Origin of the sequence: Mastigocladopsis repens PCC 10914, from assembly GCF_000315565.1 — a bacterium.
Taxonomy (GTDB): Bacteria; Cyanobacteriota; Cyanobacteriia; order Cyanobacteriales; family Nostocaceae; genus Mastigocladopsis; species Mastigocladopsis repens.
In genome coordinates, this window is sequence record NZ_JH992901.1 from 2,514,543 (window position 1) to 2,532,630 (window position 18,088).

Genomic DNA, 18,088 nt, shown 5'->3' on the forward strand with positions numbered 1-18,088 from the left:
TGATTGTAATGGACTACTTGTTTCCTTTATCTCGCTCAATACTCAGAACTATTTTGGTCACGGTGGGCTGTTTGCCCATATCCTATTTATAACAAACACGAATAACCGATAATGATTACTGTTTGATGGGCAAACGTACTGTGAAGACACTCCCTTTGCCGACTTCTGAATTCATGAGAATAGTGCCTTGATGCGCTTCAACAATTCGGCGAGAAAGGTACAGTCCTAAGCCACTACCAGAACGCTTGTGACTTCCTTGGCGAAATCGTTCAAATAAAGTTGCTTGTTCTTCAGGGGGAATACCCGAACCCGTATCCGCTACCTCAACTGTAATGTAGTCCTCAGCAGCGATGGCTGGAGTGATGCGGATGGTAATTGAGCCGGTATCTGTAAATTTGATAGCATTGCCTATCAGGTTGGTGAATAGCCGATGCAGTTCTAGGCGATCGCCCATTACTATACAAGTTCCTGACTTCTCACCGAAATCCAAATTAACTGCAAGTTCCTTTTGTGCAGCTAAAGGACTTAATTCTTGAGAGACTTCTTCTAGTAATTGGCTGAGATTAACTGGTTGAAACGCCAGGGTTTTGCGACCTGCTTCAAAGCGATAAACTTCGAGTAAAGTATTTACCATAGCCAGCAGGTTGCTGTTACTGCGAGCCATGATTTCTATCACTTCCTGCATTTGTGGTGATAGCGTTCCCAAAGCACCCTCCTGAAACAGCAACAGTATGCGATCAGCTGCTACCAGGGGTGTACGTAAGTCATGGGTGAGGCGAGAGACAAAATCTTGCCGTTGGCGAGCGATTTCATCGCGTTCATCTATACTGTGCTTGAGGCGGAGGAGCGATCGCACTCGCGCCATCAATTCATCTACTGTGACAGGTTTGCGGATAAAATCGTCTGCACCTAAGTCTAATCCTTGCGCGACATTGGGTGAGTCATGTGCAGTAATCAGCAGAATTGGGATGAATGGCAAAGTCATATTTTGCCGAATCCGCTTAGTGACTTCGTAACCATCTATACCCGGCATCATCAGATCCAGCAACACCAAGTCACAAGTAGATGTTTCGATCTGTGCCAATGCCGAAGCACCATTTTCTGCCGTGCTAACCGTGTAGCCTTCTTCCTCCAAAATGGTTTTAATTAGAAATACATTATCAGGAGAATCATCTACAACCAGAATCTTATCAGACTTAGAAGATTGAGACATACAGCATAGAAGAGATGCAGTAAAACTAAATGAGTGTAAATAAATCTATATTTGTATCATTGTTTCCATTTTTTACTTAAGTTGACCTCCCACCGAAGAAACATTTTTTACTCTAATTTTTTCTCAACCTAGTCTTTAATTTTTTTAGAGGTTTAATGCTGCTCCTTTTTGCCAGAAATAATAACAAGCTAATTAAATTATGGCTCGTAGAATTTTAGAACAACACACAGGGAATGGAGGTTACGATTTTTGTAGCTGTTGAGTACGGTTAGCAGCAGTTAGTTATTGATACCATCAGAGAGGGCTGCCACTGTTATGAAAATTTCCTAACTTGTAGCAAGAATATTAACCTACGCAAAATGAGTGCTTGATGTACAGTTTTGCAGCTTACGGTCAAAGTAAACCCATTTTTTGAAAAAATTTTGCATAGAGGTGAGCGTGTGAAGCGCATAGTTGAATTTCCTCTGGAAAGCGGCGAATCGATTCTTGTAGAAGTAGATGAGCCAGCAGTCATTGACGATCGCATTGGTTTACGGGATCAGATTGTTGACAAGGCTCATCAGACTTTCGAGTCTGCTTTGGATAAGATAAGACCAGTAGCTAATGTGATTCTCACCAAGGTGCGTAATATCAAAGAGCCAGCGGACGAAGTGGAAGTCAAGTTTGGCATTAAAATTAGTGCAGAACTTGGGGCAGTGATTGCTTCTGGTAATGGCGAGGTCAACTACGAAATTACCCTGAAGTGGAAACGGGAGTCACAGGATGACCACACCGCTTGAGTCATCAGTCGTCAGGATTTACTCCAACGGTGGCAAAGTGATTGGTGCTGGCTTCTTGGTATCCCAAAAGCATATCCTTACTTGCGCTCATGTCGTCGCAGATGCTTTGGGACTTTCGCGAGCTATTGTTGAAAAGCCTGAGCAAACAATCACCTTAGACTTCCCGATAGTAGCAGCAAAACAGTTTTTCAAAGCCAGAGTGGTCTTTTGGCGTATCGGCTCAATAATTTGGGGTAGGCAGTGATTCAAGCTGCCACGACCAGCCCAATGGAATGAGAGAAGATTTCTCGCGAATAACTTGGGCAAGAGAGGGGATTGCTCGAATTTGAGTAACTTTTCACTCGATTGCTTTTGCGTCATCTGTCATATTCTACGACGCTATGTGTTCCTCGCTCGTTTTTTTATTTTTCTCGACTACCCCTGTTTATTGAGCCGATACGAAGTGAGTATACTTGCCGGATTTCCATATCATATACAGTTACTAAAGTTCTAGTTTATATAGAACCCAGTGAATTAGACTTGAAATTTGTGCCACACGACCTTAATTTTGTTGCTGGTTCATTGAAAATTATCTGTCAAACTTCTGGAGGAAAGCTCAAGGGAAATGCTTCTACTAATATGCCTGAAATCGTCAAACTGAACCCTGTTACGTTTGAGGGTTATTCCGTAAAATTGGACTTGATATTAAATACAATTTTTCTAGGCGCTGGTAGCTACACTGCTAAAATTTATTTGAAAACAAATATTAGTAACTATGAATTACCCGTTAAGTTTATAAAAAAAATCATGTTCTACCAGAAAATCAATATCACTGTCTGCATCAGCCTCTCGGCGTGCCACAGAACCAAAAATACGTACGTTGTATGCTCCATATTTAGCAGCACTTCGGAGGATTTCTTCTCGTTTTGCTTGCAAAAGCTCGTAAATATTCATGGTTTGACTCTCGTATCTAGAAACAGTTTAGCCAAATCAACAGCCATGTTTGACCATAAAAACGTCCTATCAAAGGAGTAATGCTTACGCACTTTCACCTCAAAACAAGCGATTGCCCAAGGGGCAGTGGCAAAGCCAATCGCGCTTTGGGCTTACCAACGGTTATCGCTCATTCCCCAAGGGCGATCGCCTTTTCAAATAGCCTCAACATCATGAAATAAGTTCCAATGCTAAAGTGATCGTATCCTCAAACCTTTAGCTAGCAATGAACACCATCACCATCCACATTTCGGATGACCGTTTAGTCAAGCTGCAAGAAACGGCCTCTCGTCTTGGCGTATCAATAGAAGAATTAGTGCTAATGAGTGTAGAACAATTGCTCAAACAGCCAGAAGCATCCTTTCAAGATGCTATGGGCTATGTACTCAAGAAAAATGCTGATCTGTACAAACGGCTAGCTTAATGCGCCATCTCACCATAGAAGAGGTTTTACAGATCTATCATCGCATCATCGAGCAGTCAGGTGGTTCAGCAGGTATTTCTAACCTTGGTGGACTGGAGTCAGCTATAGCTCAACCACAGATGACATTTGGCGGCGAGGAACTTTACCCTACAATAGTTGAGAAAGCTTCGGCTCTTGGTTTTTCCTTGATTAAAAACCATCCTTTCATAGATGGCAACAAACGCATTGGTCACGCTGCAATGGAAGTCTTCCTGGTATTAAATGGCTATGAAATTGATGCAGGAGTAGATGAGCAAGAGCAAGTAATTTTGCAAGTAGCATCTGGTGAATTAGGGCGAGACGAATTGACTCAATGGCTTCGCAGTCGTATCATTCCCATACCAGGTTTTACTGATTTTGTATAGGTTCTGTCGCATCCTGACCCCAAAGCAAGCGATTGCTTTTGGCAGAGAATGAGCGATCGCACCCTTACCCCAAAACAAGCGATCGCTTTAAGGATTTAATTCGCCAACTTTTTAGCGAGGAAATTATGCGGGAATCTGTTATTTACCAAGACATTCTCGAAGAAGGAAAGCGGGAAGAGGCGCTAACGTACACTATGCGCCTACTGAAACGCCGACTTGTTACAGTTGAGCCAGAACAGGAACAGCAAATTAGGGGGCTATCCGTCACGCAGCTAGAAAATTTAGGTGAGGCGCTGTTGGATTTTTCCTCAGCAGCTGATTTAGTCACCTGGTTGCAGGCTAATAATTGCTAATTGCTCATTGTTCCTTGCCATTAGTATCAAAACAAAAAGTATCTTTGCGCCATTGGCAAAACCGTTGCGGGTTCGCACGTTAGCAACTCCCCATTCGCCCTCACTTCATAGGTTTCCGGATCTACTTCAATATGAGGTAACGCATCATTCAGCTTCATATCCCGCTTACTCAACTGACGTGTCCCGGAAACTGCAACTGCTTGCTTTTGCAAACCCAACTGACTGGGAATCTCTCTTTCTAAAGCAGCTTGCGAGACAAAAGTGAACGATGTGGCGTGACGCGCACCTGCAAAACTGCCAAACATAGGTCGCATATGCACTGGTTGCGGTGTGGGAATACTTGCATTCGCATCGCCCATTTGTGACCATGCAATCATTCCCCCTTTAATGACTATCTCCGGCTTCACACCAAAAAACGCTGGACGCCACAAACACAAATCTGCCAGTTTTCCCTCTTCCACTGAACCCACATATTGGGAAATACCGTGGGTTATTGCTGGGTTTATAGTGTACTTAGCAACATACCTCTTCGCCCGGAAATTGTCTGCTTTTTCCCCCTGTCCTACAAGGAGAGGGGTTGGGGTGAGGTTTCCCCGTTGCACTTTCATTTTGTGTGCCGTTTGCCAGGTGCGAATTATCACTTCTCCTACCCGTCCCATAGCTTGGGAGTCGGAAGAAATCATGCTGAATGCACCCAAGTCATGCAGAATATCTTCAGCTGCGATGGTTTCCCGACGGATACGCGACTCTGCAAACGCCACATCCTCGGCAATACCAGCGTCGAGGTGATGGCACACCATCAACATATCCAGGTGTTCATCTAAGGTATTGACGGTGTAAGGACGTGTGGGGTTGGTGGAAGATGGTAGTACATTTGCTTCTCCACACACTTTGATAATGTCTGGTGCGTGACCGCCGCCTGCACCTTCAGTATGGTAAGTATGGATAACACGATTTTTGAAAGCGGCGATGGTATCTTCCACAAACCCCGCTTCGTTTAAAGTATCAGTATGAATTGCTACTTGTACATCATACTCATCAGCAACGGTGAGACAGGTATCAATTGCTGCGGGTGTGGTTCCCCAGTCTTCGTGCAGTTTTAACCCGATTGCACCTGCTTGCACTTGTTCTACCAGTCCTTGGGGTTGGCTGGCATTGCCTTTACCAAGAAATCCTAAGTTCACTGGGAAGGCATCGGCGGCTTGCAACATTCGGTAAATGTTCCAAGGTCCAGGGGTGCAGGTGGTAGCATTTGTACCCGTAGCTGGACCAGTACCACCGCCAATCATGGTGGTGATACCCGAGGCGATCGCCACTTCAATCTGTTGAGGACATATAAAGTGAATGTGGGAGTCGATACCGCCAGCAGTGAGAATCATTCCTTCCCCAGCTAGTGCTTCGGTACCAGGACCAATAATAATATCTACGTTGTCTTGAATATAAGGATTTCCAGCTTTACCAATTTTGAATATCTTGCCGTCTTTAATACCGATATCTGCTTTAACAATACCCCACCAATCGAGAATTAAGGCATTGGTAATGACTAAATCAACCGCACCATCAGCGTTGGAAATGGGAGACTGTCCCATCCCATCGCGGATGACTTTACCGCCACCAAATTTTACCTCATCGCCGTAGGTGGTGAGATCTTGTTCAACTTCGATAAATAATTCTGTGTCGGCTAGTCGGATGCGATCTCCTACTGTTGGACCAAAGGTTTCCGCATAGGCGCGGCGATCCATTCTGTAACTCATCACCTAGTTCCTCATTATCTAACGATTCGCTTAAGGAGTATAAACCGAGGCTGGCTCAAGTCCTAATTCAGCCCTCCACTCCGATAAAGGCTTATCCCAGTGTTCCTCCCACTTTTGAGCCAACAAGGGTTTTGCTTTCGACCCCATCCTATATCCCATGGCTATATGGTCTAATAAATAACCGATACCTTCTGGTGATTTTACGAGTGCAATTAATAACCCTCCTCCTACTAGCACGACTGCCAAATTTCTACGTGTCTGAGCTAATTCAAAAGCCTTCAGTCCCAGTTCTCCCAATCCATCAGTACCAAAACCCGTAACTATATGCCAAATATCATGGGTTTGACGTATGCGTAAAAGAATGTAACTGTTCTCATCTTCTACCTTGACATTGCGGTAAAAATTTGCATCGAAACCTGCTGTTTTGATGTAGGCTGCATAAGTGTATCCTAATGTGTCTTCGGGATACTTCAGTAAACTTTCTATATCAGGAGTTGGTGCAAGATAACGTTCTTCAATTAGCTGGGCTACCCCTGGCTGGGATTTCATAAACTCTACTGCTAGTGAAGTTGCCTTAGTGTTACGCAACCCATCTTCGATATCGTAAACATAGTCAAGATTAGTGGGTTCTCTGAACAGAGAAACAATTCCTTTTAATATAGTTGATAAATTATGCTTAAGTTGTCGCTGTTCTGAAAGCAACATAGCAACTCCTTTTCCAAAGTTTTGGGCTGTTTTATAATTGTGGCAGCTGTCCATTGACTCTGGCATTAAAACCGTAAACTTGGCGACTCCCAACTAACGGGACTAATGTCACTTCTTTTTCATCGCCTGGTTCAAAGCGAACTGCTGTCCCTGCGGGTATATCAAGGCGCATTCCCCTCGCTTGTTCTCTATCAAAATTTAATGCGGCGTTGACTTCAAAAAAGTGAAAGTGGGAACCAACTTGTATCGGTCTATCTCCTGTATTTGAGACTTGCAATCTTACAGTAGGACGACCTGCATTAAGTTCTATTTCCCCTTCTGGTGTAATAATTTCCCCTGGAATCATAATAATTCAAAATTTAAAATTTAAAATACTGAACAATCAACGAATTGGGTTATGAACGGTGACGAGTTTTGTCCCATCAGGAAAAGTTGCTTCCACCTGCACTTCAGGCACCATTTCTGGGACACCTTCCATCACATCATCCCGCGTTAATAGCGTTGTCCCATGACTCATCAATTCTGCAACTGTTTGCCCGTCTCTCGCACCTTCCAAAATAGCAGCAGAAATATACGCTACTGCTTCGGGATAATTCAACTTCAAACCTCTTTCTTTGCGTCTTTCTGCCAATAGCGCAGCGGTAAAAATCAACAGTTTATCTTTTTCCTGCGGCGTCAGTTGCATTTTCTACCTCTTTATCTCCTCTGTTGATGCGGTTTAAAGTTGCCAAACTCTTGGTACACAACTAGAACGCGCCAAAAATGATTGTCGCAGCAGTTGCCACACAGCTGTAAACCAGTTTCTCACCTCAGATGTCGTAGAACCACGATATCGACACAATAATCCACATGAAAGACGAGTCACACCTGCTTCCCCTTTGCCATTCCACAGAGAACGCACTTTCTCTACCAACTCCGGTGAAACTTCTTGCCCAACGTATACTAGACTACCTACCAGAGGTTGCCCTGCCAAGCCGTGGGGACTATGAAAAACTTCTTCGCTACCAGGTAACAATTGTCTATCAATCCACAAGGGAACGCCTTGCTGCCAAATTTCAGTGTGCGATCGCCATTCTCCTTGCAAGAATTTCTCTCCTCTAGCACTGCGTCCAAAGCGGGTGATTTCCCAGCCGATCCAACTCGCTTTCGTAGCTAATTCTACCCGCAAGTCTTGCCGATAAATTGCACCATTAAAGACAATTGTTTCCTGGGGTAACAATTCCAAACAAGCACCTGAATCAACTCTTATCTCAATGTTTTGTTGTGCTTGAGTCCCATTACTACGATATATCTTACTTGCTGCTGCTGTTGTGATGAGTGCTTGAGCGTTGGGTTGGAGGTGGAAGTTGCAAGAAAGGCGATCGCCCCCCACAATTCCCCCAGCCGTATGTAAAATCACGCTATGACAAACCTGTTGCCCTTCTGGATAAAATGGGCGTTGTACCTTCAGCGGTGCTTGATTCTGGTTGTGAATGAGCGTTGTTGTATTTTGGCGATGGGCATACACTAAGCTAAGTTTGCCATACCAGCCAGTTGGAAGTTCTTTCTCTAAAAGGCTACTCATTTGATGGTTCAGCAAGGTGTACGCTGGTACGATAAACCAGATAAACAAAACCGCGTTCATCGCAAAAGCGCTGATACAACTGTTGCAAATCAGAAACAACCTGTTCGTACACTAAGTCTTCACGAGGAAGATAGGAAACACTCATCGCACGTCCAATAAGTCCAGTTAAATCTAACTCTTGCCTATAAACAAAGGTATATTCGCGGTGGTTAACAAAATGTTGAGTTGCTACGAGTGGTTCCACAGACTCCATCCGCGACTCAGCAGGGTGGTTATTCGATGCTGCACGTACCAAGCGGCAATATTCAGCAGTCAACTCGTCATTTTCATCGCGGTTATTCCACACCACCGCCAACCGTCCCGATGGTTTGAGAATGCGGCGGAATTCTAATAAACTTAGCTCAGATTTGAACCAGTGGAAAGCCTGAAAACAAGTTACTAAGTCAACCGATGCGTTAGGTAATTTGGTAACTTCTGCTGTTCCATCACGAAATTCCAGTCCTGAAAGAGGTTCCGCAGCTTCTCTCATTGCTGCGTTTGGTTCAATCGCAATGACATTGACACCGCGTTCTGCTAACAACCGCGATGAAATTCCTGTACCCGCACCAATATCTACTGCTAGGAGTTGTGACGGTAATGCTGCTAACCCCTCGAGGATAATATCAATTGCTGCGGCTGGGTAGCTTGGTCGGTACTTCACATAATCCCCTACTCTGTCTGAGAATCGAGTCAGCGGGTTCATTGTGTGTAGGTATGTTGGTTCGGAGTGATCGGTCATGGGTGTATTGCCCACTCTACTTATATATTTATGCCGATTTTTTTATCCATCTCATAATATAGTTGTTTAGGTAATTTTTCTGGGACAGATTTCACCAACTCAGCAGTTTAGCAGTGGAAAAGTATTTTTGGCATTTTGGCTACTGTCGTTAAAAACAAAAGGGTAGATTAGGTCAGTAAGCCGTCATGCACATCGTGGTTGAAACACCGTCACCCCAGGTCATAAGCCTGGGGTTTTATTTTGGCTATCTTGGATGTCGCAATTCATCTCCCGTTACAGGCTTCGCCTTAACGGTGAGATGAATTGCGACCAATAAAAAACATGGCTTCGCAATACCTTGGTGTAGTAGAATATACTTGCCACCAAAAAAGTTAGGGTTAGGCAAGATTGGTGTTTCTCCACCAGACAACTCGCATCACCAAAAGGAAATACCTGATTAACAGGGGGGTCGAATGTTGTGAATGAGACAAAGGATACATCAGAATAAGTATTTTGTGACTGCGGTCGGGCAGCCCGTGGTAGTAAAACAGATGCTTGTGGAGGGGAATCTGTCGGGGTCAGTGCCTGTGGGAGAGTTTTTAACTCGTTATACCACAGTGGGCTAGAAAAACCTGTTGAAGCAAGAATCTCCCTTCACAGGCGAAGCCTGTGAAGGTGAGAGTGTCAATATTGCTTGCTTACTTGGCAATTTGGCAACTTGTCGGATTGAGACAAGCTTATCTTTGTAAATTAATGCGGTCTTGCACAAAAGACTCAAAGGACACGACAAAACCCCTTTCCCCCGGTTAAATGCCGGGGTTTCTTGAAAATTGTGGTTAAGGTCAACGTTTTAGTCAAAGTCGATTCCACAGTTGGATTGGTGGTAAAGGTCTATGTCAGGGTCAATGATGAGGTTGTCGTCAAGGTCAAAGTTGTGGTAAACGAAAGGTCAGATTAATATTCCCAGGCTTTTTAAGCGTGGGATTTTTTCTTCAGTTATTTATTAAACTTCTTGCATCCAGTCAATTTTATGATACAGAAACCACAGATGGACACCGATAAATTATCTGTGTCCATCTATACGCCAGTCGCCACAACGGGGGGAACCCCCGCAAGGCGCTGGCTCGTCCATCTGTGGTTCAAAAATTCCTAAATCGGATTTTTGCAAGAAGTCTATTCATTTTTCCGCCATTGTTCACCTATCGTCTGAACTGTAAGCACTTGGGGTGGGGTAGCGTCTGGCGGATAGAGGAAGTCTACTTCTACTAATCTTCTCTCACTTGCCTTCATATTTAGCATCACTAATGCTTCCCCTTGTTGTCCCCGCTTTTGTACCAAATGCAAATATTGAGTTTGAGGTAGACCTTGGTCATCTTTGTAACGTACTCGCACTGAACCCCGGAAAAACACTTGCTGTGCTGGTGGATTCAAAAAGCGTAATCCCGCTTTCGTTAACTGGTCTTCCTTAATTGGTGTCTGCATTGACACAACAACTGTTTGCGAATTCTGAGTATTATTATACAGTGGCAAAGACAGACTGTATTGTACAGTGTAATTTCCATGAGCGCGATATGCGGTGTCAGGATAGCGCACTAGCATTGGCGCACTTTGTATTTGACGAGTCCCCAATGTCCCGCGATGCAGCCCACTAAGAGTATAGGAAAAGGCAAGTCCTGGATTGGGTATGGTCAGATGCAGAGCTTTTGGATTATCTATTAATAAGGCTTTCCATTGTGATCCCTGTGCGACTCCAGCAACGCGACCATATACTATCGGTTTGTTAGTTTCCTCAACAGGCGTAGGGGTTTTATCGCGTGGTCCGGATAAATCACCATTATCAAGTAAATTTTGCCATTCTTCTAAAGAAGGGGCACGCTCGCTCCCATCAAAATTTATTGGTGCAAACATTGCCAGACTAGCTGCATAAACTGTACCACTACTCCACAGTCGCATCAGTGTAGACCGACCATTTAAGGGTGGTGTCAGTCCATTAACGGGAATGGCACAGTTGAGTAACATCCGGCTTTCGCCTGGTGGAATGATAATTTGGGCTGGAAAAGTGTCTTGTCGTTGTCCTCGCAAGACATCATCCATGACGCGATCGCCTGGTCCTGCAAAAACTGTTCCCAGAATATTCTCACTCTTAGACGGTAGCTCTAAAAAAGGCGCATCTGGTTGGCTTAAATAACTCGCTGCTTGCAAGATATTTACTGTCACTGGTTGTTTTCCTGGGTTATGCAAAATTATCCCCAGGTACAGTGTCCGCAAATCTTCTGGTGTAGGTGCTTGGGCAACGTGGTGGGCAAAAACATCAAATCGTCCCTTGAAAGGAAAATTCAGGTGTGCTGTTGGGACTTTTTTCCCTCTCGATGGAAAGGTGGAAAGCAAAATTCCTTCTTTGAGGATCTTTTCAGGACTATTGCTGTTAAAGACTGGCACGCTATCCAGATTGCCAGGTAAAGGACGCACTTGTTGCTGTTGCACAATTTCTTCAGGCGGTGGTGGTGGGGGAGGAGTGATTTGAGCAATAGGAAAAATTAGTAAGAATGGCAACATATACTTAGATATTTTTTTCTCCCTCCAGACGCAAACAAGTTTCCCAAAGTGCCATCTGGTGAATAATCAATACAAAATCGTCAACTATTAAGGACAAGTTTTCTTCTGTCAAAATAGGAACGTGGACAAAGATGCAAGGGGTTCTTTGTTGGTGTTGGCGCAGTTCATCTAAAACTGAATAGTAAAGACCTTCGCAAACAAATTTTCCGCAGTCGTGACTGATCTCAACTGCCCTTGCTCCCGCCACTAATTGCTCTAAATCAACCGTTGTCCGCAACACACTTTCCCCACAACTAGCACCTACTTCCACACTTAATAGCGTCCGTCTTTGAGTCATGCCACAGCAGATAATACTGTCTGGTTGGAGTTCATGGATTTTTTCTATAACCCGAAAACTGGCAAGCTGCACATCGACCGGCAACAGTCGCAAGAAGGTTAAATCATATGGTAACGAGTTCACTCGAGCAACTTCTGCCAACAAATCATCAGAAGAATTCGACTTTTGATGAGATAGCCAAGTGTCAAAAGATGTTAATAGAATGCTTTTCTTCATAAGAAATATTATTTAAAATAGAAATACCCTCCATCATAAATTAACAGGGAGCAGGTAAATGACGGTGATTGCAGTCGTAGATTACGACATGGGAAATTTGCACTCGGTTTGCAAAGCATTGGAAAAAGCCGGGGCAACTCCTAAGATTACTGACTCATCAAAGGAATTAGAGAAGGCAGATGCTGTCGTTTTGCCAGGAGTGGGTGCATTTGATCCAGCAGTGCAACACCTGCGATCGCGTGGTTTAGAAAAACCAATCAAAGAAGCAATTGCATCTGGCAAACCATTTTTAGGCATTTGTTTAGGACTACAAATTCTTTTTGAGTCAAGTGCAGAAGGTTCTGAACCAGGACTCGGAATTATTAAAGGAACAGTCAGGCGATTTCGTCCAGAACCAGGAATTTCGATTCCTCATATGGGCTGGAATCAACTCCAACTGACTCAGCCAAAAAGTACTTTGTGGGAGTATCTTCCATCTCAACCTTGGGTCTATTTTGTCCATTCCTATTATGTTGACCCAAAAGACCCGCAAATTTGTGCTGCAAATGTCACCCACGGTAGTCAAACTGTAACAGCGGCGATCGCCCGTGACAACCTCATGGCAGTCCAGTTTCACCCAGAAAAATCTTCCAACATCGGACTGCAAATTTTGTCTAATTTTGTAGCCCAAGTTTGGACACAAGTTGCTGCTTAATAAAACAAAACATCTCAATTAGATATTTTCTTGTGAGATCATCATTCGTCCTTAGTCCTTTGTCATACCAATAGCAAAGGGACAGTCTACACTTGTCCTTAAAAGTGTAATATTTTAACACCCTGTAAAATATTATCCTGCGTCATTTATAGTTTGTAACAAATGACGAATGACAAATGACAAATAACTAATGAGTTTAAGAATTTACGGTAATCGACCATTAAAAACTTTACCAGGGAAAGAAACCCGACCCACCAGTGCGCGGGTACGGGAGGCAGTTTTTAATATTTGGCAGGGAACAATAGAAGGTTGTCGTTGGCTGGATGCGTGCGCCGGTACTGGTTCAATGGGCGCAGAGGCTTTGTGTAGAGGAGCCAGCCTAGTCGTAGGAATTGAAAAATCTAATCGTGCCTGTGCAATTATCCAACAAAACTGGCAGCAAATAGCGAGTGCTGAACAGGAATTTCTGGTACTACGAGGAGATATCTTACAGCTTTTGCCAAAACTGGCAGGACAGCGGTTTGATAGAATTTACTTCGATCCACCCTATGCGAGTGGATTGTACCAGCCAGTGTTAGAGGCGATCGCTCACTCTGGGCTTTTAGATTCTAACGGTGAAATAGCAGTCGAACATAATCCTCAAGATTGGACGCCCCCAGCGATTTCATCTTGGGAAATCTGCCGCGAAAAAGTTTACGGAAACACAGCTTTGACCTTTTACAGGGTTGTGGAGTAAGGGAGGACAAGGAGACAAGGGGACTCTTGACTCTTGACTCCTTACTCAGCACTTTACAAGCCTAGCTGATTGCCGCGCTTGTATTGTTGGTACGCTTTGTAAAACAACCCACTTAAGGTTACGAAGATTAGACCCAGCACAATGCCGTCAAGCAAGGGTTCAACCACGTTCAATCTCCTTTGTTGCTATCGTTGAATATTTTGTTCCCGCACTTGATTCTACCAAATTTGGCATAATCCCTTCTTCCAAAGTAGGAGTGAGGCGAGGTGAAGGGAGAAGATGACGAAATTATCCCCCTCAACCCCCTGATCTGTTGCTTAGTTAGAAAAAAAACATTTGTCTGTGCTTGCAGACACAATCAAGAACTTTTAAGCTATGTGTATGAAATGAAAACTTTTTGTACACTTTGACTCAAATAGCAAACTTTTGCATAACCAGATTACCAAACCTGAAGCTTTGATTTGGCGAATCGCTTTGACGGCGCTGGCGATTCTGCTAGCAGTCCTTTTGGGCATTTTTGCTGTTCGCATAACAAGAACTGCCGATCCATACGTCAAAAGCGTTCTATCACTCAAAGGCGACCAAGTCATAGGACACGCCATCTTTCAAATCAACTGTGCTGGTTGTCATGGCTGGGAAGCAGATGGGCGCGTAGGTCCAAGCTTGCAAGGAGTCTCAAAGCGCAAATCCTCATATGGTCTGATTCACCAAGTCATTAGTGGCGAAACCCCACCCATGCCAAAATTCCAACCTAGCTCTCAAGAAATGGCAGACCTTTTGAGCTATTTAGAAAGCCTCTGATAGCCTATGTAGCTGGTTGGGCTGAAAAAGATTGCTCGAAAGCAGACTCAACCACTCGTTCATCAGGCTTTCTAGAACTCGTATCTTCCTGTGGATTCGAGCTACAACAGCCATCTGTCCACTGTTGACCGGGTTCGTGCTTACATACTTTCTTAACCTGCTTGCCCATATATAGCTATTCTTTCTAAATGCTATAGCGTACCTCATTAATATAACATTAAAGGTAATTAGCGGTAATTAGCGGTAACTATTGGAATAACAAGGGTGTAGGGGCGCAAGGCACTGTGCTGGTATAGGTTTTATATTTCTAAGATGAGATTTTTATGAATGCGTTTATTTGGCAATAATAGATTGTCAACAATTTGGTTGCGTAACTCTTTAGAAGAGTAACTATCTCCTCGAATACATTCAAGTAACAGAGTATTAGCATAAAAATAATCTTTCAAAGTTTTGATTTGTTCTTCGGAAAATTTCACATCATCAAAACCAATATGTAAATACAATCTCATCAATCCTTTCAATTTTTTTGACCACTCCTGCCATTCCCATTTTGGGGCATCATCAGAAGGAAAGCTATCTTGCAAGTACATGAGTTCGTCTGCTAAATCGTCATATTCCAGTTGTCTAGCGCGAGCAATGATATCTTCTTCACTAAGATTAGCGCTTTCTTCTTGAAGATTATCACTATTGCTAGAATTTTGAAAAGTAAAATGTTCTTTATCAAGAGTAATTTGACGCTCTTGCTTATTAATCGTAATAACTCCCTTTTCCTTATCAATAGTGACCCCACCTCGTAGCTGAGGAACAGTGACACTAACAGGAAGTTCTTTTCTTAATAAAGGGTTTATTTTCTGAGGTTCAAATTCTTTATCATAAGCTTTAGCAGAAACTTTAGCATAAATGTCAACTAAATTTAATGCAAAATTGGACACTTGAGAACGTTTGATAATTTTTTCTCGTTCATCATTAAACTCTTTCAACATAACGGCAAGTTTTAAAGCCAAGTTAGAATCAATTTTTGTCAACCGATTACTATAAAGTTCAAAGTCCTGGTCAACAAATAAATAAAAGGCTCTCCATGAACTAGATGGAACTGCATGTGAAGTCGTTACGTCATACAGCCAAGTCAACATATCTTGGAGTTTTTTACTACTTACCAGCTTGTTGATTTGGCTAAAAATGAGCTTGAGAAATTCATCAGCATTTGCGAGTCGTCCTGCAACCATCAGAAACACTTCTCGCCACTGATGGTTGGTTAAGTGCTGCTGAATAACTTCTTTGAAAATTTCAGGATTTCGACTCTCTACGAGATGATTAGCAACGAAGTATTCCTGAAAAGTTAGATGTGAGAATGAATACAAATCTTGAGCTTGCTTAACGAGTAATCCATGATTTGCTTCAATGTTTTTCAAGACTGCTAAACTATCAACAGCAAGAGTCTTAGGGGAAATTTCTGGAAGATTTTCAATATAATTTCTAATTAACTCTTCTAGTTCACTAGCTTGCCAAAAATACTTCTGTGGTTCTTGGTTAAAAGCCTCATAAGCTATCTGGCTAAGTAAATTAACTTTACGTTGATGTGGTAAGTTAAATTGATTAGTCCAATTACGTTCAATTCGCCTACTAGCATCCCATTTGCGTAGCAGGACATTTATAGCATCATCAATCAGTAAATATTGATTTTTTGGCAATGCATAGTAATCTTCAAACACTAAACACAACATAGTGAGTAGTAAAGGATTTGTTGTTAACTCCTTTATAGAACTATTTTTTTCTATTTCTCCTAAAAATTCGTCTCCTAATTTAGGTTCTTGACCTGATGCAAACCATTTTTTAACAAACATCACAACTTGATGTTCATTAAAATCTGCCATCTCCACTTCTGTAAAGTATTCAAATGTATAATCCGAAGCTCCTGAACGGCAGGTCATAACAAAACGATTTTTGGGAAATTGTTCTACCAACGTGTTAATATTTCGGTAGACTCGGTTGCTTTCTTGGTCTCTCACTTCATCTAGACCATCCAATAAAATTAAGCAACGACCTTGTAGTAACTCTTGAACAAGTTCCTCTGATGCAGAAGCATATGTCATCAATTCTCGTTTTATGGCATCTATCAGGCTGGGTTGATCTTCTTCGTCTGCAAATGCTTTTAATGAAATAAAAATTGGGATAGTTTGTTGTCCTAATTCTTGGGTAGTATGCACAGCAAGATGCTTGAGAAACGTAGTTTTACCTGCTCCTGGTTTACCCCAAATAAGAAGCTTAGGATAATTTTTTACGGCATCTAAAGCTGCGACATTTCTATTGCTAACTGTATAGTTGATGCGACTAAAGCTTATATTGTTTACACCACTTTCAATGGAAATGTTAGTTAACAACTCCTCAATTGTTTTTTGCTTTTTACCTTGAATATTTTCTAAAATATTGACATTGGCATAAACACTCTCTAATTGTACAGGTTGCGTCATTGTGAGCACTTTCATTGTGCCGCACTTTATCCTAAGATATTCATGGTAGCGGTCAAGCCACTCTTCATTAAGACGAGAACTTGTCTCTCCTTGTTCTAAGGCTGCTTGTTGTCTCAACGCCTCTTGATAGCTTTCGTATCCCAGTAACACTCTGCATAAGAAGTTAAGATTCTTCTCCTGCATTTTTGTTGGTTCAGCGTTATTAAAGAAGTTACGGATAGTTTTGTCAGAAATGATATCTTTTTCTGAGGTTTCTGTTTTATCAAGATAAAACCGATTTAGCTCATTAATCAGAAGCTTCGGTGAACTACCAAACTTTTCTATATAAGCTTGTTTTAATTTTTCAAAGACTTTTTGATGAACTGTAATGGCTGCCATTTATGCCCTCTAGACTTTTCCTGAAATCTTTAATTTTTATAAAACTTTCCAAGCTTAACTAGGCTGAGTGGTATTTATTAGCATTGTAAAATCTTCATTTTGAAGAAAGCAAGATTGTGAAAAATAAAAAAAAGAACTCAGGAGGCAGACTAGGTGGCGAGTTAAGGTGAAAAGTCCTGGAATTCTTTCGTGAACAGAGAAATTTTGCCTTTGTGAATCTTGCAGATTTATCCATGGGGCGATTATGAGTTCTTCTCAATGTTTTCAGCCTAATGATACGCCTCAAGATAGTAGAACAAATATGCTTGTGGGTATACAGACTCGTGCCAGGAAAGCTTGTAGAGTAGAGTTAATTCCGTTAGTTTCCGGTAATTACCGCTTATTCAGGTAAACACTACAACAGGAAGTGTGCTATGAGAAAAAGTATAATCAGTACTAAGATAGATGCAGATTACGTCAACCAACAATATCTAAAATTTCTATCTTCTCTATCTGTTGAGTTTAGGTTTTCCCTGAACTGCCTGCTGTCTTGGATTCATTTGTCGCGTCAAAGTCGGTTTGACCATAATGCCACCATTCAAGCTTTTGAAATTGTTGAGCAACACATTGAACTTCAGACTCTACTCTTGGAACAACTTTTAAACTGGCGTCTTGCTCCTAACGAAATCGACCCTGATGCTTCAAGTGTGTCACCTGATGTAGACCTGTTCTATCAAAAATTAAGGAAATTTCAATATTCTCTCGTTCTTGAATTCAAGTTGTGCCTCAATCGTAGCTATGACTTGACTCAACAATGGCGTCAAGGTCAACTTGACAACAGTTCTACTATTCAGGCGCTTAAAGAGATTGAGCAAAATGCTAAACGTCAGAGTCAACTTTTGGAAAAACTCCTGAACTGGCGTTTCGATCCCAGTGAACTTAAGCATGAGTTGTCTGTTTCTAACTTCTAACTAAAGAGAAAAATCCTCAAAATT

22 protein-coding genes and 1 pseudogene are annotated in these 18,088 nt (G+C 42.4%); 10 read left to right on the forward strand and 13 right to left on the reverse strand.

The genetic code is table 11. The features are described 5' to 3' along the window. Positions 1–115 precede the first annotated feature (115 nt). The gene (locus MAS10914_RS0113345; RefSeq protein WP_017316440.1) at positions 116–1,213 is read right to left on the reverse strand and encodes a sensor histidine kinase; all 1,098 of its coding nucleotides are present in this window, start codon (positions 1,211–1,213) and stop codon (positions 116–118) included. A 440-nt stretch (positions 1,214–1,653) separates the two neighbouring features. On the opposite strand from MAS10914_RS0113345, the gene MAS10914_RS0113350 reads away from it, so the two are divergent. Both MAS10914_RS0113350 and MAS10914_RS0113355 read left to right on the forward strand, forming a co-directional pair. Further along, positions 1,654–1,992, forward strand: coding sequence for a CU044_2847 family protein (locus MAS10914_RS0113350; RefSeq protein ID WP_026082537.1), 339 nt, complete (start codon positions 1,654–1,656; stop codon positions 1,990–1,992). Beyond that, the gene (locus MAS10914_RS0113355) at positions 1,976–2,236 is read left to right on the forward strand and encodes a serine protease family protein (RefSeq protein ID WP_017316442.1); all 261 of its coding nucleotides are present in this window, start codon (positions 1,976–1,978) and stop codon (positions 2,234–2,236) included. Before MAS10914_RS0113350 ends, MAS10914_RS0113355 begins: the two co-directional genes overlap by 17 nt. 545 nt (positions 2,237–2,781) lie before the next feature. Here MAS10914_RS0113355 and MAS10914_RS32805 read toward each other — a convergent pair. Then, a pseudogene (locus MAS10914_RS32805) lies at positions 2,782–2,925 on the reverse strand (nucleotidyltransferase family protein); the annotation flags it as partial. An 80-nt stretch (positions 2,926–3,005) separates the two neighbouring features. Here MAS10914_RS32805 and MAS10914_RS34200 point away from each other — a divergent pair. From MAS10914_RS34200 to MAS10914_RS0113375, 4 genes are read left to right on the forward strand one after another with little or no spacing between them, the layout of a single operon-like run. Then, positions 3,006–3,146, forward strand: coding sequence for a hypothetical protein (locus tag MAS10914_RS34200; protein WP_156818149.1), 141 nt, complete (start codon positions 3,006–3,008; stop codon positions 3,144–3,146). Between the two features lie 44 nt (positions 3,147–3,190). Continuing rightward, a complete protein-coding gene (locus MAS10914_RS0113365; RefSeq protein WP_017316444.1) occupies positions 3,191–3,388 on the forward strand; it encodes a hypothetical protein in 198 nt (65 codons plus the stop codon). Continuing rightward, positions 3,388–3,792 (forward strand): type II toxin-antitoxin system death-on-curing family toxin, encoded by a 405-nt coding sequence (locus tag MAS10914_RS0113370; protein WP_017316445.1) that lies wholly within the window; start codon positions 3,388–3,390, stop codon positions 3,790–3,792. Before MAS10914_RS0113365 ends, MAS10914_RS0113370 begins: the two co-directional genes overlap by 1 nt. Positions 3,793–3,830: 38 nt before the next feature. Further along, positions 3,831–4,145, forward strand: coding sequence for a DUF4351 domain-containing protein (locus MAS10914_RS0113375; RefSeq protein ID WP_017316446.1), 315 nt, complete (start codon positions 3,831–3,833; stop codon positions 4,143–4,145). Between the two features lie 26 nt (positions 4,146–4,171). Here the strand turns inward: MAS10914_RS0113375 and ureC are convergent, their stop codons facing one another. From ureC to MAS10914_RS0113420, 8 genes are all read right to left on the reverse strand, one after another. After that, the gene (gene ureC / locus MAS10914_RS0113380) at positions 4,172–5,887 is read right to left on the reverse strand and encodes an urease subunit alpha (RefSeq protein ID WP_017316447.1); all 1,716 of its coding nucleotides are present in this window, start codon (positions 5,885–5,887) and stop codon (positions 4,172–4,174) included. A gap of 42 nt (positions 5,888–5,929) precedes the next feature. Next, positions 5,930–6,604, reverse strand: coding sequence for a Coq4 family protein (locus MAS10914_RS0113385; protein ID WP_026082538.1), 675 nt, complete (start codon positions 6,602–6,604; stop codon positions 5,930–5,932). A gap of 31 nt (positions 6,605–6,635) precedes the next feature. Continuing rightward, positions 6,636–6,950 carry an urease subunit beta gene (locus tag MAS10914_RS0113390; protein ID WP_017316449.1) on the reverse strand — a complete coding sequence of 105 codons (315 nt, stop codon included), beginning with the start codon at positions 6,948–6,950 and terminating at the stop codon, positions 6,636–6,638. Between the two features lie 36 nt (positions 6,951–6,986). Next, entirely contained in the window at positions 6,987–7,289 is a 303-nt protein-coding gene (gene ureA, locus MAS10914_RS0113395) for an urease subunit gamma (protein WP_017316450.1), read from the reverse strand. Positions 7,290–7,322: 33 nt separating this feature from the next. Further along, positions 7,323–8,168 carry an urease accessory protein UreD gene (locus MAS10914_RS0113400; RefSeq protein ID WP_017316451.1) on the reverse strand — a complete coding sequence of 282 codons (846 nt, stop codon included), beginning with the start codon at positions 8,166–8,168 and terminating at the stop codon, positions 7,323–7,325. Next, positions 8,161–8,946, reverse strand: a complete 786-nt coding sequence (locus MAS10914_RS0113405; protein ID WP_017316452.1) for a class I SAM-dependent methyltransferase — start codon at positions 8,944–8,946, stop codon at positions 8,161–8,163. The genes MAS10914_RS0113400 and MAS10914_RS0113405 overlap by 8 nt, the downstream gene beginning before the upstream one ends. A 1,152-nt stretch (positions 8,947–10,098) precedes the next feature. Beyond that, positions 10,099–11,481: a DUF3370 domain-containing protein gene (locus MAS10914_RS0113415; RefSeq protein ID WP_017316454.1), complete on the reverse strand. Its 1,383-nt coding sequence runs from the start codon at positions 11,479–11,481 to the stop codon at positions 10,099–10,101. Between the two features lie 4 nt (positions 11,482–11,485). Further along, positions 11,486–12,034, reverse strand: a complete 549-nt coding sequence (locus tag MAS10914_RS0113420) for a hypothetical protein (protein ID WP_017316455.1) — start codon at positions 12,032–12,034, stop codon at positions 11,486–11,488. Between the two features lie 58 nt (positions 12,035–12,092). Between MAS10914_RS0113420 and hisH the strand changes: the two genes are divergently transcribed. Together hisH and rsmD are read left to right on the forward strand one after the other, a co-directional pair. Next, positions 12,093–12,728, forward strand: a complete 636-nt coding sequence (hisH, locus tag MAS10914_RS0113425) for an imidazole glycerol phosphate synthase subunit HisH (RefSeq protein ID WP_017316456.1) — start codon at positions 12,093–12,095, stop codon at positions 12,726–12,728. 190 nt (positions 12,729–12,918) lie between these two features. Then, positions 12,919–13,464: a 16S rRNA (guanine(966)-N(2))-methyltransferase RsmD gene (rsmD, locus tag MAS10914_RS0113430; protein WP_017316457.1), complete on the forward strand. Its 546-nt coding sequence runs from the start codon at positions 12,919–12,921 to the stop codon at positions 13,462–13,464. 53 nt (positions 13,465–13,517) lie between these two features. Here the strand turns inward: rsmD and petG are convergent, their stop codons facing one another. Continuing rightward, the gene (gene petG / locus MAS10914_RS0113435) at positions 13,518–13,631 is read right to left on the reverse strand and encodes a cytochrome b6-f complex subunit V (protein ID WP_017316458.1); all 114 of its coding nucleotides are present in this window, start codon (positions 13,629–13,631) and stop codon (positions 13,518–13,520) included. A 259-nt stretch (positions 13,632–13,890) separates the two neighbouring features. On the opposite strand from petG, the gene MAS10914_RS0113440 reads away from it, so the two are divergent. After that, on the forward strand, positions 13,891–14,265 hold the full coding sequence (locus MAS10914_RS0113440; protein ID WP_017316459.1) for a c-type cytochrome: 375 nt from the start codon (positions 13,891–13,893) through the stop codon (positions 14,263–14,265). A 4-nt stretch (positions 14,266–14,269) separates the two neighbouring features. On the opposite strand, the gene MAS10914_RS34205 is transcribed toward MAS10914_RS0113440, so the two are convergent. Both MAS10914_RS34205 and MAS10914_RS0113450 read right to left on the reverse strand, forming a co-directional pair. Beyond that, positions 14,270–14,434 (reverse strand): hypothetical protein, encoded by a 165-nt coding sequence (locus MAS10914_RS34205; RefSeq protein ID WP_017316460.1) that lies wholly within the window; start codon positions 14,432–14,434, stop codon positions 14,270–14,272. Between the two features lie 130 nt (positions 14,435–14,564). After that, positions 14,565–17,114 (reverse strand): NACHT domain-containing protein, encoded by a 2,550-nt coding sequence (locus MAS10914_RS0113450; protein WP_017316461.1) that lies wholly within the window; start codon positions 17,112–17,114, stop codon positions 14,565–14,567. Positions 17,115–17,527: 413 nt separating this feature from the next. Here MAS10914_RS0113450 and MAS10914_RS0113455 point away from each other — a divergent pair, with 413 nt between their 5' ends. Continuing rightward, positions 17,528–18,064, forward strand: coding sequence for a hypothetical protein (locus MAS10914_RS0113455; RefSeq protein WP_017316462.1), 537 nt, complete (start codon positions 17,528–17,530; stop codon positions 18,062–18,064). The last annotated feature ends 24 nt before the right edge of the window (positions 18,065–18,088 follow it).

Excerpts from the sequence above, each read along its gene's own strand:
- MAS10914_RS0113345 (WP_017316440.1), bottom strand. The coding sequence starts at position 1,213 with ATGTCTCAATCTTCTAAGTCTGATAAGATTCTGGTTGTAGATGATTCT.
- MAS10914_RS0113355 (WP_017316442.1), top strand. The coding sequence starts at position 1,976 with ATGACCACACCGCTTGAGTCATCAGTCGTCAGGATTTACTCCAACGGT.
- MAS10914_RS34200 (WP_156818149.1), top strand. The coding sequence starts at position 3,006 with ATGCTTACGCACTTTCACCTCAAAACAAGCGATTGCCCAAGGGGCAGT.
- MAS10914_RS0113365 (WP_017316444.1), top strand. The coding sequence starts at position 3,191 with ATGAACACCATCACCATCCACATTTCGGATGACCGTTTAGTCAAGCTG.
- MAS10914_RS0113370 (WP_017316445.1), top strand. The coding sequence starts at position 3,388 with ATGCGCCATCTCACCATAGAAGAGGTTTTACAGATCTATCATCGCATC.
- ureC (WP_017316447.1), bottom strand. The coding sequence starts at position 5,887 with ATGGATCGCCGCGCCTATGCGGAAACCTTTGGTCCAACAGTAGGAGAT.
- MAS10914_RS0113385 (WP_026082538.1), bottom strand. The coding sequence starts at position 6,604 with ATGTTGCTTTCAGAACAGCGACAACTTAAGCATAATTTATCAACTATA.
- MAS10914_RS0113390 (WP_017316449.1), bottom strand. The coding sequence starts at position 6,950 with ATGATTCCAGGGGAAATTATTACACCAGAAGGGGAAATAGAACTTAAT.
- ureA (WP_017316450.1), bottom strand. The coding sequence starts at position 7,289 with ATGCAACTGACGCCGCAGGAAAAAGATAAACTGTTGATTTTTACCGCT.
- MAS10914_RS0113400 (WP_017316451.1), bottom strand. The coding sequence starts at position 8,168 with ATGAGTAGCCTTTTAGAGAAAGAACTTCCAACTGGCTGGTATGGCAAA.
- MAS10914_RS0113405 (WP_017316452.1), bottom strand. The coding sequence starts at position 8,946 with ATGACCGATCACTCCGAACCAACATACCTACACACAATGAACCCGCTG.
- MAS10914_RS0113415 (WP_017316454.1), bottom strand. The coding sequence starts at position 11,481 with ATGTTGCCATTCTTACTAATTTTTCCTATTGCTCAAATCACTCCTCCC.
- MAS10914_RS0113420 (WP_017316455.1), bottom strand. The coding sequence starts at position 12,034 with ATGAAGAAAAGCATTCTATTAACATCTTTTGACACTTGGCTATCTCAT.
- hisH (WP_017316456.1), top strand. The coding sequence starts at position 12,093 with ATGACGGTGATTGCAGTCGTAGATTACGACATGGGAAATTTGCACTCG.
- rsmD (WP_017316457.1), top strand. The coding sequence starts at position 12,919 with ATGAGTTTAAGAATTTACGGTAATCGACCATTAAAAACTTTACCAGGG.
- MAS10914_RS34205 (WP_017316460.1), bottom strand. The coding sequence starts at position 14,434 with ATGGGCAAGCAGGTTAAGAAAGTATGTAAGCACGAACCCGGTCAACAG.
- MAS10914_RS0113450 (WP_017316461.1), bottom strand. The coding sequence starts at position 17,114 with ATGGCAGCCATTACAGTTCATCAAAAAGTCTTTGAAAAATTAAAACAA.
- MAS10914_RS0113455 (WP_017316462.1), top strand. The coding sequence starts at position 17,528 with ATGAGAAAAAGTATAATCAGTACTAAGATAGATGCAGATTACGTCAAC.